The organism is Algihabitans albus, assembly GCF_003572205.1.
Classification (GTDB): Bacteria; Pseudomonadota; Alphaproteobacteria; order Kiloniellales; family DSM-21159; genus Algihabitans; species Algihabitans albus.
The window spans coordinates 37,591-49,287 of the sequence record NZ_QXNY01000007.1 but is presented as its reverse complement, the minus strand read 5'-3'; the positions used below and the strand labels follow the sequence as shown (position 1 = coordinate 49,287).

The window sequence follows — 11,697 nt, the reverse complement described above, 5'->3', positions numbered from 1 at the left end:
CGCCCCACCGCATGCGTCTCGTCACCGCTCCAATCCCTTCAGGATCAGGTCGATGCCGGCGGCGGCACGCTCGAAGCGGGCCTCCGCGTCCGCGCCGGCGGCGATCCAGAGGGCGGCGTCCACCAGAGCGCCGTTGAGAAGCCGCGCGACGACCTCCGCGTCGCAGTCGGCGATGCGGCCGGCGCGCATCAGGTCCTCCAAGGCCTCGGCCAGAGGACCGATGGAGCCGTCCTCGTCGATTTCGCGCAGGCGCTGCCCCAGCACGGCGGGAGCGTCGCGCAGCAGGATCCGCTGGATCTCCGGGTCCAGCGCCAGGCGCAGATACTCGGTGTTGCAGGCCCGGAAGGCTTCCCAGGGGTCTTCGATGCCGCGCCAGTGCGCCTCCAGGCGGTCGCCGATCTCGGCGTCGATCTCGCGCACGACCGCCTCCAGCAGGCCCACCTTGCCGCCGAAATGGTGATAGAGCGCGCCGCGCGTCAGCCCGGCCTCTGCGCAAAGTTCGTCCATGGACGTCCCTGCATAGCCCTTCGCACCGAAGGAACGGCGCGCGGCCGAGACCAGCTTCCCCGCCGTCTCGGCGATCATCTCCGCATGGGTGCGCGCCTTTCCGGCCTGGCTCATCCGGTTGCCTCCTCTCGGCCTCGCGAGGGCCGTTGACTTTATCGACATACGCAAGGTATGTAAAAATAGTAAATGCATACGCAATGTATATAAAATAGCGATATCCGCACGGAGGCCGACATGCCGGACAGCGATCTTGCGGGCAGCTACCTGATCGTCGGCGCCAGCCGGGGATTGGGCGCCGCCGTCGCCGAATGGCTAGCACCCCGTGTGGACAAGCTCTTCACCGCCTCCCGCTCGCCCGCATCCCATGGCACCTGGATCGAGGCGGACGTCGCGACCGACGAAGGCCTCGACGACCTCCGCGCCGCAATCGGCAGTCAGCCGCTGGACGGGCTCCTCTTTCTCGGCGGAACCTGGGAAAAGGGCGCCTTCACGGCGGACTACGACTTTTCACGCAGCCCCCGCTCCGAGATCCGCGCCGTGATCGCGGTCAACCTGACCGCTCCGATCCTCCTGGCCCAAAGCCTGGCCGGCAACCTCGCCAAGGCGCCCAACCCGCGCGTCGTCTTCATCGGCGCCCTCTCCGGCCTCGACAACGCGGCAACGGTCGAGGTCGCCAACACGGCCTCGAAGTTCGGTCTGCGCGGCGCGGCGCAGGCCCTGGCGCTCGCCCTGCGACCCCAGGGGATCGGCGTCACGGTCATCAATCCCGGCAACCTCGCGACGCCGGAGGTTCTGGAGGACATCGCCAGCGGCGCCTTCGGCGCGCAGGTCCCGATCCCGCTGGAGGATCTGATTCGGACCCTCGACTATCTCTTGTCCCTTTCCGCCGACGCGGTTCCGCAAGATATCAACCTGATGCAGAAGCGGCCGGACCACGCCTAGCGCCATGACGCTCGACACGGAGAGGAGGCCCGGGAGCAAGCCCGAGAGCGGGCCCGGGCTGATCGCGTCGAGCCTGCGGGAGACGCCCAGGGTCGTGAGCCTGGCCGTCCCCATCGTCGTGGGCCTGGCGGCGGCGACCCTGATCGGCGTGGTCGACACCATCATGATCGCGCCTCTGGGCACCCAGGCCCTGGCGGCGGCGGCGCTCGCCACCAGCGCCCTGGTGATCCTCTACTCGGCGCTCTATGGGCTGGTCTCGGTCATCGGGATCACGATGGCCCAGGCGCGGGGCGCCCAGGAGCCGAAGGCGGTCTCGTCGGCGGTCCGCAACGGCGCCCTGCTCGGCCTGATCGCCGGAGCCGCCGGCACGGGCATGATGATCGCCCTCTTCCCGCTGCTGCCTTACCTGGGCCAGCCCGAGCAGGTGCTCGCCGTGCTGTTTCCCTACTGGGTCAGCATGGCCTTCGTCGTGATCCCCTTCGCCATCCTCTACGTCTTCAAGGGACTGTTCGATGCCGTCGACCGGCCCTGGACCGGGGCCGCCTTCGCCCTCTTGGGGGTCCTGGTCAACATTCCCTTCAACTGGGTCCTGATCCACGGCGTCTTCGGCTGGGCCGGCCTTGGCTTGCTGGGCGCCGGACTCGCCAGCCTGCTGGCCGAGGGCGTGGCGCTGCTGGCCGTCTGGCTCTATTGGCGCCGATCCAGATCGATGGCGCCCTTCAGGCAAAGGGCCGCCCTTTCGCTCAAGACGATGGCGCAGCAGTTCCGCGAAGGCTGGCCGGTGGCCCTGGCCTACACCGGCGAAGGCGGCGCCTACGCGCTCGCCGGGCTGATGCTCGGCTGGTTCGGCGCCGCCGCCCTGGCCGCGAACCAGGTCGTCGGCTCGATCGCGACAGTCCTCTACATGCTGCCCCTCGGCATGGCGGCGGCGGTCGGCATCCGTATCGGCCAGGCGGTCGGTGCCGGCGAGACGGAGCGCGTCCGCGCCATCGGGCTCGGCGCCTTCGGGGCGGTCGTGGCCTGGATGGCGGTCGTTACGGTGCTCCTGACGATCCTGCGGACCGATATCTCGCGCGCACTGTCGGACGACCCCGAGGTGGTCGCCATCGCCTCGGCGATGTTCCTCACCATGGCCTTGATGCAGGTCGTGGACGGAATCCAGTCGACCTCCCTAGGCGCCCTGCGCGGCCTGGTCGACAACCGCGTCCCGACCGTCATTTCCCTGATCGCCTATTGGCTGATCGCCCTGCCCTGCGCCTACCTCTTCGGCTTCTGGCTGGACCTTGGCCCCGCCGGCGTCTGGATCGGCTACGGCCTCGGCCTCACGACGGCCGCCGTCGCCCTGCAGGTGCGGTTCTTCCGGCGGACGGCGATTGAAGCGGGCGCGACGATCTAGCTTCCCGTGTACTGCGGCGCGCGTCGCCCGATCCAGGCCTCCAGGCCTTCATGGACGTCGCGGGTCGCGGCCATGCGCGCGAACTGTTCCTGTTCGATCAACAGACCCTCCGCAATCGCGGTGTTGATGCCCCTGGTTACGGCCGTGATGATCCGCGATGCGGCGAGGGGAGAATGCCGAATGATCCGCTCCGCCAGTTCAAAGGCGGCCGGCAGCAATCGGTCATGCGGCACGACCTTGTTGACCAACCCCATCTCGTAGGCGCGCCAGGGCGAGAAGGTATCGCCGGTCAGGAGCAGTTCCAGCGCCCGCTTGCGGCCGGCCAGCCGGGGCAGGCGCTGCGTCCCGCCGAAGGTGGGAGGAATCCCGATCTTGATTTCCGGTTTCGCAAAGAGCGCGTTTTCGCTTGCGACGGCCAGATGAACGGCCTCCGTAATCTCGCAGCCGCCGCCGAAGGCGATGCCGTTGACGGCCGCGATCACCGGTTTGGGAAAAGACTCCAGCCGGGCCGTCATGCTCTGGCCGCGTCTGCAGAAGTCCCTGACGGCAGTCTCGACACCCGCTTTCACGCTCTGCGCGAATTCATGAATGTCGCCGCCCGCCGAGAAGGCCCGCTCGCCCGCGCCGGTAAGAACGACGGCCCGGACGGCCGGATCCCCCTCGATCCCATCCAGCAACGTCATCAGGCGATCGTTGGTCGCATAGTCGAGGGCGTTCAGCTTTTCGGGGCGGTTCAGCGTGAGCAGGGCGATGGCACCCTGTTTCTCGTATTTCACCAGATCGGACATCCAGGTCTCCCTTCAACTTCGGAGACCCTAGCGAGCCGTCGGATTGACGTATACTCACTGTGTAGTATACATAGATATGAACCTTCGAAGCCGCCCTGCGAAAGACCGCATTCTGGATGCTGCGAACCGCTTGTTCTACAGCGACGGCATCCGGGCCGTCAGCGTGGATGCCATCGCCGCAAAAGCGGGGATCACGAAAAAAACGCTCTACTATCATTTCAAGAGCAAGGACGACTTGATCGAAGCCTATCTGGCGTCTCGCGATCAACCGAACCTGACCCTGTTCAAGACCTGGTTCGACGAGGCCGACGGCGGACTTGCCGACAAGGTCGAAGCCATCTTCCGCAATCTCGCGGTCTCCGCCCGTCACCCGAAATGGAAGGGCTGCGGGTTTCTACGAACTGCGGCCGAACTTGCGAACATGCCGGGACATCCCGCCATGAAGGTCGGCGCGGCGCACAAGAAGAAGTTCGAGGCCTGGCTGTCGGACGTCTTCACCCGTCAAAATCTGGCCGACCCGGAAGACCTGGCTCGACACATCGTGCTGCTGATGGATGGCGCCTTCTCGACGGTGCTCGTCCATCGCGACGCCGCCTATGTCGACTCCGCGGGACGGGCCGCGAAAGCTCTGGTCGCCGGCGGCCGTCGCCGATCTTAGCGAACGACCGCCTTCGCTAACCCCGATCCACGATCAATTCGGCGAGGTCCTTGGCCCGCCGAACGCTCTCGCCGTCGGCGAAGAGCTGCGCCTGGGTGACTGCGCCGTCGATCAGAAGGTGAAGGGACTTGGCGATCGCGGCGGGATCGGAGACCTCGAGTCTCCGCGCCTCCTGCTCGAAGAAACCGATGATCCGTTGCTTGTGGTCCAGCGCGACCCGGCGCGCCGGGGAGGAGGGTCCCTCGTACTCCTGCGCCGCCTTCAGAAAGATGCAGCCGGAGAAACCGCCGGGACTGGCAAGCTCTCCCGCAACCCACTGATCGACGGCGTCGAAGACGGCGAGAACGCGCGCCCTGGGGTCCGTTCCGCTTTTCTCGACCGTCGCGAGAACCCGGTCGAGCAGCCGGATCGAGCGGCGCTCCAGCGTCGCCGCGACGAGCGCGTCCTTGTTCTCGAAATTGTTGTAGAGCGTCATCGAGGCCACGCCGGCTTCCCGGGTGATCTGATTGATCCCAGTCGCGGCAAAGCCCTGCCGCGAGAAGAGGTCCTCGGCTGTATCCAGAACCAGGTCTCGTTTACTTGCGCGGCCCATGGGGTGCGCTCCTTCGCCAGGCGCCCCAGTCTGTAGGGCCGCCTTTCCAGATACAAGCCGACAGACCTCACGGCGATGTGACCGGGGCGCCCTGTAGATCCGTCGTGACTCGCAGATTAATATATAGAATGATCTACATAATTAAAAGATGGCGGTCCGCGATGCGCGCCGGGCCGGCGACACCTGGAACAGTCAGCAGCTCGCAGAGAGGATCTCGCCCGTGAATCCGAAATTCGCCGCAGGCAATGCGCCGATCAAACTCTACCGCAACCCCCTCTCCGGTCACTGTCACCGTGTCGAGCTGATGATGGGGTTACTCGGCCTGCCCTACGAGCCGGTCGACCTCGACATGTTCAAGGGCGCGCACAAGGCCCCCGAGTACCTGAAGCTCAATCCCCTCGGTCAGGTCCCGACCATCGACGACAACGGCACCATCCTGTCGGATTCGAACGCCATCATCGTCTATCTGAGTCTCAAATACAGTGACGGCTACGACTGGATGCCGTCCGACCCGGTCGAAGCCGCGGAGGTGCAGCGCTGGCTCTCCATCGCCGCCGGAGAGATCGCAGGCGGTCCCTGCGCTGTCCGGCTGGTGAAGCTGTTCGGGCTCCCGTTCGATTACGACGCCGCCCACCGCAAGACGCTCGATCTCTTCGCCGTTCTGGAGCCGCTGCTTGCGGCACGCGACTATCTGGCGGGCCACCGCATCACCCTGGCCGACGTGGCGGGCTACAGCTACATCGCGCACGTGCCCGAGGGCGGCGTCAGCCTGCAGCCCTATCCCGCGATCCGCGCCTGGCTCGACCGTGTCGAGGCGCAGCCCCGCTTCGTCGGCATGCCGCGCTCTGCTCTCCCCGACGAAACCGTCTCCGCCTGACGCCGCCATGACGGGTCCCGTCGCTCCCTTCCATGACGGCGAAATCGCCGTTCAGGTCCGTGCGGGCGTCGCTGACGACGTCAAGGCGGCGGTCCGGGCCGGCTTCATCCGCGACCGCATGCCCGACCAACATCGGCGGTTCTTCGAACGGCTGCCTTTCGTTACCCTCGGGCTGCTGGACAGGGACGGGAGGGCCTGGGCCGTGCCTGTCTGGGGAAGTCCTCCCTTCCTGCAGTCGCCCGACCCGAAAAGTCTGAGGATCGAGGCTCGGATCCCCTTTGTCGACGCACTTGGCATAGATCTTTCGGCAGGCGCGAAGGTGGGCCTTCTGGGCGTCGAGCTGGAAACCCGCAGGCGCAACCGGATGAACGGCACGATCGCCGAGGTCGATGCCACCGGACTGACGCTGCGGGTCGATCAGAGCTTCGGAAACTGTCCGCAATACATTCAGAAACGGGCGCTCGCATTCAGCGAGGCGTCCGGCGCAACCGGCGTGGCGCGCTCCGTCACGCTTTCGTCCGACGCGCGCGCCTTGATCGAACGGGCCGACACCTTCTTCATCGCCTCCCGCACCGGAGAGCTGGGCGACGATCCGCGCAGCGGTGTCGATGCCTCCCATCGCGGCGGCCGCGCCGGCTTCGTTCGCGTGCAGCGAGACGGTCTTCTGACCTTCCCCGACTTCGCGGGCAATCGCTTCTTCAACACGCTTGGCAATATCGAGGCCGATGGGCGCGTGGGCCTGTGTTTCCCAAACTGGACGACGGGCGACATCCTTTTTGTGACCGGACGCGCGACCGTCAACTGGAACGAAGATCGCATAGCCGCCTTCGAAGGCGCGGAACGGCTTGTCGACCTTCAGGTCGAGGACAGCCTTTTCGCGGCCAAGGCCTTTGCCGTGACCGGGACCCTGATCGAGCCCTGGCCGGCTCTGGCGCTTACCGGCACCTGGACGGAGGCGGAGGCCAACCTCCTGCGCGTGGACGGCTACCGGAAGTTCCGCATCGTACAGAAAATGCCGGAAAGCCAGGTCGTGACATCCTTCCACCTCGAACCCGCCGATGGCGGACCGGTCGAGCCTTACGTCCCGGGCCAGTTTCTGCCCGTCCGACTGAACGGCGGAATTCTGCGCAGTTACACCATCTCCCAAGCCCCGAACGGTCATGGCTACCGTCTGTCGGTCAAGCGGGAGCCCCAGGGTGAAGGCTCGCGGTATCTTCACGACAAGACCCGGATCGGGGATGTGGTCGAGGTGGGAAAGCCGAGCGGCGACTTCACGCTCGACGCCTCCGGCGGTCCGGTCGTCTTCCTCTCGGCCGGCGTCGGCATCACGCCGATGATCGCGATGTTGGAGACCTTGGCGCACGCCGCCGAAACCGGGCAGCCGGCCCGGCCGGTCTGTTTCGTTCACGCAGCTCGGAACGGAGGAACGCAGGCCTTTCGGAGTTATCTCGACGACCTGCGTAAGAAGTCCGACTGGCTCACCACCTTCATCGGCTACTCCGATCCGGAGCCGCGGGACAAGCTCGGCGAAACCCACGATACCGAAGGCCGGATTTCGCTTGCGGCCCTGAAAGGGCTTCCGCCTGTCGCGGACAGTCACTTCTATCTCTGCGGTCCGGAGAGTTTCATGCGGAGTCTCTATCGCGGACTTCGCGATGCGGGCGTGGATCGAAGCCGTATCCACTACGAGTTCTTCGGCGCGGGCAGCCTGGAAGACGCCAACCGTGGCGAGGAAGAGACGAGTTCCGCCGCGCAGCCTCGACCCGAAAGGGCTCCCGTTCGTTTCGAGGGCGCCGGCATCGCGCGAGACTGGACCCCGGAGAGCGGCAGCCTCCTGGACCTGGCCGAGATGGCAGGTCTTTCCCCGCAATACAATTGTCGCAAGGGAAACTGCGGAACCTGCGCGGTCAAGGTCCTGTCGGGCGCGGTGGCCTACGACCGGAAGCCGGCCGTCGCCCCGCCGGCGGGATACGAACTGATCTGTTGCGGACGGCCGAAGAGCAGCGACGGTCTCGTCCTGGACATCTGAAGACGAATCCCACGCGCTCGCAGTGCGACCTCGGCAAGCCGCCCCGTTCGGGACACTTGACCGCGCAACGACCGGTGCCTCATTTGTAGATGACGGCAGAAGATACGCCCTGATCAGTCTGGCCACTCGGTTTCCCAGTCTGGCCGCTCGGTTTCAAAGGAGACGCAAGATGGAGCCATACACCGGCGGTTGCCTCTGCGGCAACGTCCGACTTGTGGCGTCCGGCAGTCCCCAACGGGTCGGCCTTTGTCACTGTCTCGATTGCCGCAAGCACCATGGGGCGCTTTTCTATGCCTCGGCGGTATTCCCCGAAGATGCGGTGACGGTCGCAGGAGAGACGCGCGACTACAAAGGGCGGTTTTTCTGTCCTCGCTGCGGCTCGTCCGTTTTCGCGCGCAGCGCCGACGAAATCGAAGTGCACCTCGGCTGCCTGGATGCGCCCGACCAGATGATGCCGACCTACGAAAGCTGGACGCTCCGTCGCGAGTCCTGGTTGCCGCCGTTCCCTCTCGGGAACCGCTACGAGCGGGATCGCGACGCCCCGGATCGTTTCGAGAAGTAGGCCGCACGACGGAGCGAAGGCGTCGTGACGAGCCCAGGCCGGCACCTCAGGGAGGTCGGGTCGCTACGTCAACGAGGCGCGCCAGGCGGTCAGGAAGGCGGAGGGAGTCATGCCCAGCAGGCTGCGGAACACGCGGGTCATGTGAGCCTGGTCGGCGAAGCCGGCCGCGCTTGCCGCCTGGGCGAAGCCCTCTCCGGCACGCAGGAGTCCGCAGACACGTCTCACGCGGGCCTGACGCACGTACTGCTGCGGTGTGGCGCCGAGGGTCCGGCGAAAGCCGCGAAGCAGATGGCGCGGGCCGATGCCCGCTTCCGCCGCGATCTGTTCGAGCCGCAGCGAGGTCTCAAGCTGCGCCTCGATGTAATCGACCGCGCGCGAGACCGATCTGCCGCAACTCGCCGAGCTCCAGCGAGCTTCGCCGGTGCCGTGTCGCCTGCCCAGGTCCGTCAAGGCGATCAGCAGCGCCTCCTCGGCTTCGGCCGCCGAGCCGTCCGGGTCCAGCGCACGGGCGAAGTGCCCTTCCAGGGTGCGGTCGTCCACCACCGCCGCGCCGAAGTCCGCGCCCGGGGGCAATCCGGATTCCGCCAGCAAGGCCGGACCGGGGTAGACCGCGCGGTAGCGCAGCCGTTGCCCACGGACGGCGACCCCGCCGGTATGCATGTCGCCCGGATTGACGACCGACAGCCCGCCGCGCGTCACGCGATGCCAGCTCCGCCCCCGGGAAAAGCGCTTCTCCCCCTCCAGGATCAGCCCGATCATCAGGGTGTCGTGGAAATGGGGCGCGAAGCTGAAGCTGTGAAAGTCGGCGTCGAACAACGCCGTCCCGCCGAAGCCGGGCAAGACGCGGTAGCCGCTGCGGTCGCCGGCGCGCGGGTCGCCCAAAACGGTCATGTCGCTTTCGTTCAAGACGCGGCGGCTCCGTCCGACTAATCCCTCGAAGCGTACAAAGCTTACTCGAAGGCCACCATGCCCGATTTCGCCGTTCTGCCCTTCGCTCTCTTCTGTCTGATCGCCACGGGTACGCCGGGGCCCAACAACATGATCAATCTGGCGCAAGGCGTGCGGCTTGGGTTCTGGCGGGCCTTTCCCTTCGCGCTCGGGACCGGCCTCGGCATCGCCTCGCTGCTGATCGCCGTATCGCTCGGGCTCGGCGTCGCCTTCCGCGAGGTGCCGGTCCTGCAGGTCGTCATGAAGGGGGTGACCCTGCTGTTTCTGCTCTACCTCGCCTGGATGATCGCGACCTCCGGCCCGCTGAAGACGGAGGGTGACGCCCGCCGGATCGGCTTCTTCGGAGGCGTCGCCTTCCAGTGGATCAATCCGAAGACCTGGGCCGCCGCCATGACGATGGCCACCACCTATCTGCCGACCGACCCCTCGCTTGCGACCGTTTTGTCGGCCGGGGCGATCTTCTGCGTGATCGGCTGGACGACGCAGCCCGTCTGGATCGGCTTCGGCACCGCCCTGCGCGGCTTCCTGTCGGATCCCGCGCGGGCGCGGGCCTTCAACCTCGTCATGGCCGCGCTCCTGCTCGCGGCGACGCTGCCGGTCCTGCTCGGCTGACGGCAGTCTGCGCGATCCAGCGGTTCGCACGATACAGTCGGGAACGATTGGCGCCCGCCAGATGTTTCGACTCAGGCAGCGGACGGCGGGGAACGCGACCATGAGCGGATCGCTGGCACTTTTAGACGACGTGGCGGCAATCGCGAAGCTCGCCGCGACGCAGCTCGACGACGTGGCCGGTCAGGCCGCGAAGGTCGGCAGCAAGGCCGCCGAGGTGGTCATCGACGACGCGGCCGTCACGCCGAAGTACGTCGCCGGCCTGCCGGCGGCGCGCGAACTGCCCATCGTCTGGAAGATCGCCCGCGCCTCCTTTTTCAACAAGCTCGTCATCCTGCTTCCCGTCGCCCTGCTGCTGAACGCCTTCCTGCCCTGGCTGCTGACGCCGCTGCTCATGCTCGGCGGCGCCTATCTCTGCTTCGAGGGAGCGGAGAAAATCTGGCACCTGGTCGTCCCCCATGAGGCGCAAGGAGCGCAGAAGGCCGAGACGCTCGACGCCGCTCACCTGGAGCAAGAGCGGGTGAAGGGCGCGATCAAGACCGATTTCATCCTCTCGGCCGAGATCATGACCATCTCCCTCGCCGCTGTCCGCCCGCAGGTCGGCGTCTGCGCTCAACAGGGCACCGTAGTCTCTTTTGGGGTTCAGGGTCGTCAGGGCCTCAGTCCGGGCGAAGACGGCTTTTTCCCTTTCCGAGAACTCGGAGACGTGAGGCCAGACGATCAGCCGGTCGAGCCTCGCATCCGTCTCGCTATCCTTTCGCGCCGCCTGCGCATGCATCTGAACGCAGAAGGCGCAGCCGTTGATCTGGGACGCGCGCGGCTCGATCAGGTGGGACAGAGGGGGGCCGAGCCCGTGTTTGGCCAGCAGCCTTTGCACACCGCCCAGATGGGTCAGGACATCCGGAACCATCTCCTCATGGGCCACCGCGCTCCTGGGATCCGTCATCGCTCATTCCTTCCTTCCGATCGTCACCGTTCCATGCCCCTATGACGATCGGCCAGAGTCCGGTGTGACGGGTAAGGAAGGCGTGACGGAAAGCGGCGAAGGCGGACGCGCCTCCGCTATGCGTCGCGCCGGCCCAGATCCACGGACTGACGGGTATGGCCGTTCCGCGAGGAGGGCAGGATCCCGACCAGTAGGCGCGACACCTCGCCGTCGTCTCCGGCGAAGGGCAGGATCAGCCGCCGCCAGAAAAAGGCGGTGACCGTATGGGGCGGCTGGTGCCGGCTGTACCAGGCACGGCGATCCAGCACGGCGCGGCGGTAAAGCGCGAGAAAGAACAGAGGAATCATGCTGCCGATCCGCATTTTGGCCGCGATGTCGGAGGTCCGCTTGCCCGTCAGGTCGAACCCGACGTGCTCCGCGAGCAGGGACCCGTAGAGGCGGTAGCGGAAGTCCCGTCCCTCCTCCAGCACGTCCAGGACGACGAGATCGCCGAGCCAGGGATGTAGAGTCATGGGATCCAGGTCCCGGATGTTCGGAAGGTCCACGGCCCGAGGCAAAGCCATCCAGTGGTCGTGGAGCGACTGCAGACGCGGCTGGTCGATCCGCTCGCGCGGCGGGTCTCGCAGCAGGCGCGGCAACGGCAGCTTTGCCCGTTCGAACCAGCTGTCCAGAAGCGCGGACTGCCCCTCCGCCAGCTCCGCCGTCGCCTGGTCGGCCAGCGCCATCAGCTCCTCCCTCGTCAGCGAGGGACTCTCCAGCTTGTCGGCGCCACGCGGGGGCTTCGGATTTTCGGGCGAAGTCATTCGGGTACAGTCATCCGCTCGCACTCTCCCTGTCTCACGG

General features: G+C 66.5%; 12 protein-coding genes and 2 pseudogenes. 8 read left to right on the top strand and 6 right to left on the bottom strand.

Annotated elements, in window-relative coordinates; all coding sequences use genetic code 11:
• Positions 1-21: 21 nt before the first annotated feature.
• Positions 22-621, bottom strand: a complete 600-nt coding sequence (locus DBZ32_RS19490) for a TetR/AcrR family transcriptional regulator (protein WP_119168937.1) — start codon at positions 619-621, stop codon at positions 22-24.
• Between the two features lie 120 nt (positions 622-741).
• Here DBZ32_RS19490 and DBZ32_RS19485 point away from each other — a divergent pair, with 120 nt between their 5' ends.
• Together DBZ32_RS19485 and DBZ32_RS19480 are read left to right on the top strand one after the other, a co-directional pair.
• Complete coding sequence (locus DBZ32_RS19485; protein ID WP_119168936.1) at positions 742-1,449, top strand: SDR family NAD(P)-dependent oxidoreductase; 708 nt, start codon at positions 742-744, stop codon at positions 1,447-1,449.
• 94 nt (positions 1,450-1,543) lie between these two features.
• On the top strand, positions 1,544-2,845 hold the full coding sequence (locus DBZ32_RS19480; protein WP_208539329.1) for an MATE family efflux transporter: 1,302 nt from the start codon (positions 1,544-1,546) through the stop codon (positions 2,843-2,845).
• Here the strand turns inward: DBZ32_RS19480 and DBZ32_RS19475 are convergent.
• Positions 2,842-3,633 (bottom strand): crotonase/enoyl-CoA hydratase family protein, encoded by a 792-nt coding sequence (locus DBZ32_RS19475; RefSeq protein ID WP_119168934.1) that lies wholly within the window; start codon positions 3,631-3,633, stop codon positions 2,842-2,844. The genes DBZ32_RS19480 and DBZ32_RS19475 overlap by 4 nt on opposite strands.
• Positions 3,634-3,709: 76 nt before the next feature.
• On the opposite strand from DBZ32_RS19475, the gene DBZ32_RS19470 reads away from it, so the two are divergent.
• Complete coding sequence (locus DBZ32_RS19470) at positions 3,710-4,291, top strand: TetR/AcrR family transcriptional regulator (RefSeq protein WP_119168933.1); 582 nt, start codon at positions 3,710-3,712, stop codon at positions 4,289-4,291.
• 16 nt (positions 4,292-4,307) lie between these two features.
• Here DBZ32_RS19470 and DBZ32_RS19465 read toward each other — a convergent pair whose 3' ends face one another.
• Positions 4,308-4,883: a TetR/AcrR family transcriptional regulator gene (locus tag DBZ32_RS19465; protein ID WP_119168932.1), complete on the bottom strand. Its 576-nt coding sequence runs from the start codon at positions 4,881-4,883 to the stop codon at positions 4,308-4,310.
• 148 nt (positions 4,884-5,031) lie between these two features.
• Here DBZ32_RS19465 and DBZ32_RS19460 point away from each other — a divergent pair, with 148 nt between their 5' ends.
• From DBZ32_RS19460 to DBZ32_RS19450, 3 genes are all read left to right on the top strand, one after another.
• The gene (locus tag DBZ32_RS19460; protein ID WP_119168931.1) at positions 5,032-5,760 is read left to right on the top strand and encodes a glutathione S-transferase family protein; all 729 of its coding nucleotides are present in this window, start codon (positions 5,032-5,034) and stop codon (positions 5,758-5,760) included.
• A 7-nt stretch (positions 5,761-5,767) separates the two neighbouring features.
• Positions 5,768-7,789: a 2Fe-2S iron-sulfur cluster-binding protein gene (locus tag DBZ32_RS19455; RefSeq protein WP_119168930.1), complete on the top strand. Its 2,022-nt coding sequence runs from the start codon at positions 5,768-5,770 to the stop codon at positions 7,787-7,789.
• A 169-nt stretch (positions 7,790-7,958) separates the two neighbouring features.
• Positions 7,959-8,351, top strand: coding sequence for a GFA family protein (locus DBZ32_RS19450; protein WP_119168929.1), 393 nt, complete (start codon positions 7,959-7,961; stop codon positions 8,349-8,351).
• A 63-nt stretch (positions 8,352-8,414) separates the two neighbouring features.
• On the opposite strand, the gene DBZ32_RS19445 is transcribed toward DBZ32_RS19450, so the two are convergent.
• Positions 8,415-9,257, bottom strand: coding sequence for an AraC family transcriptional regulator (locus DBZ32_RS19445; protein ID WP_119168928.1), 843 nt, complete (start codon positions 9,255-9,257; stop codon positions 8,415-8,417).
• Positions 9,258-9,317: 60 nt separating this feature from the next.
• On the opposite strand from DBZ32_RS19445, the gene DBZ32_RS19440 reads away from it, so the two are divergent.
• Together DBZ32_RS19440 and DBZ32_RS22900 are read left to right on the top strand one after the other, a co-directional pair.
• Positions 9,318-9,911: a LysE family translocator gene (locus DBZ32_RS19440; RefSeq protein ID WP_119168927.1), complete on the top strand. Its 594-nt coding sequence runs from the start codon at positions 9,318-9,320 to the stop codon at positions 9,909-9,911.
• A gap of 61 nt (positions 9,912-9,972) precedes the next feature.
• Positions 9,973-10,512: pseudogene (locus DBZ32_RS22900) on the top strand (DUF808 family protein); the annotation flags it as partial.
• A gap of 114 nt (positions 10,513-10,626) precedes the next feature.
• On the opposite strand, the pseudogene DBZ32_RS22895 reads toward DBZ32_RS22900, so the two are convergent.
• Positions 10,627-10,818, bottom strand: a pseudogene (locus DBZ32_RS22895) (carboxymuconolactone decarboxylase family protein); the annotation flags it as partial.
• 152 nt (positions 10,819-10,970) lie between these two features.
• Positions 10,971-11,657: a PAS domain-containing protein gene (locus DBZ32_RS19430; RefSeq protein ID WP_162906861.1), complete on the bottom strand. Its 687-nt coding sequence runs from the start codon at positions 11,655-11,657 to the stop codon at positions 10,971-10,973.
• Between the last annotated feature and the right edge of the window lie 40 nt (positions 11,658-11,697).

Excerpts from the sequence above, each read along its gene's own strand:
- DBZ32_RS19490 (WP_119168937.1), bottom strand. The coding sequence starts at position 621 with ATGAGCCAGGCCGGAAAGGCGCGCACCCATGCGGAGATGATCGCCGAG.
- DBZ32_RS19485 (WP_119168936.1), top strand. The coding sequence starts at position 742 with ATGCCGGACAGCGATCTTGCGGGCAGCTACCTGATCGTCGGCGCCAGC.
- DBZ32_RS19475 (WP_119168934.1), bottom strand. The coding sequence starts at position 3,633 with ATGTCCGATCTGGTGAAATACGAGAAACAGGGTGCCATCGCCCTGCTC.
- DBZ32_RS19470 (WP_119168933.1), top strand. The coding sequence starts at position 3,710 with ATGAACCTTCGAAGCCGCCCTGCGAAAGACCGCATTCTGGATGCTGCG.
- DBZ32_RS19465 (WP_119168932.1), bottom strand. The coding sequence starts at position 4,883 with ATGGGCCGCGCAAGTAAACGAGACCTGGTTCTGGATACAGCCGAGGAC.
- DBZ32_RS19460 (WP_119168931.1), top strand. The coding sequence starts at position 5,032 with ATGGCGGTCCGCGATGCGCGCCGGGCCGGCGACACCTGGAACAGTCAG.
- DBZ32_RS19455 (WP_119168930.1), top strand. The coding sequence starts at position 5,768 with ATGACGGGTCCCGTCGCTCCCTTCCATGACGGCGAAATCGCCGTTCAG.
- DBZ32_RS19450 (WP_119168929.1), top strand. The coding sequence starts at position 7,959 with ATGGAGCCATACACCGGCGGTTGCCTCTGCGGCAACGTCCGACTTGTG.
- DBZ32_RS19440 (WP_119168927.1), top strand. The coding sequence starts at position 9,318 with ATGCCCGATTTCGCCGTTCTGCCCTTCGCTCTCTTCTGTCTGATCGCC.
- DBZ32_RS19430 (WP_162906861.1), bottom strand. The coding sequence starts at position 11,657 with ATGACTTCGCCCGAAAATCCGAAGCCCCCGCGTGGCGCCGACAAGCTG.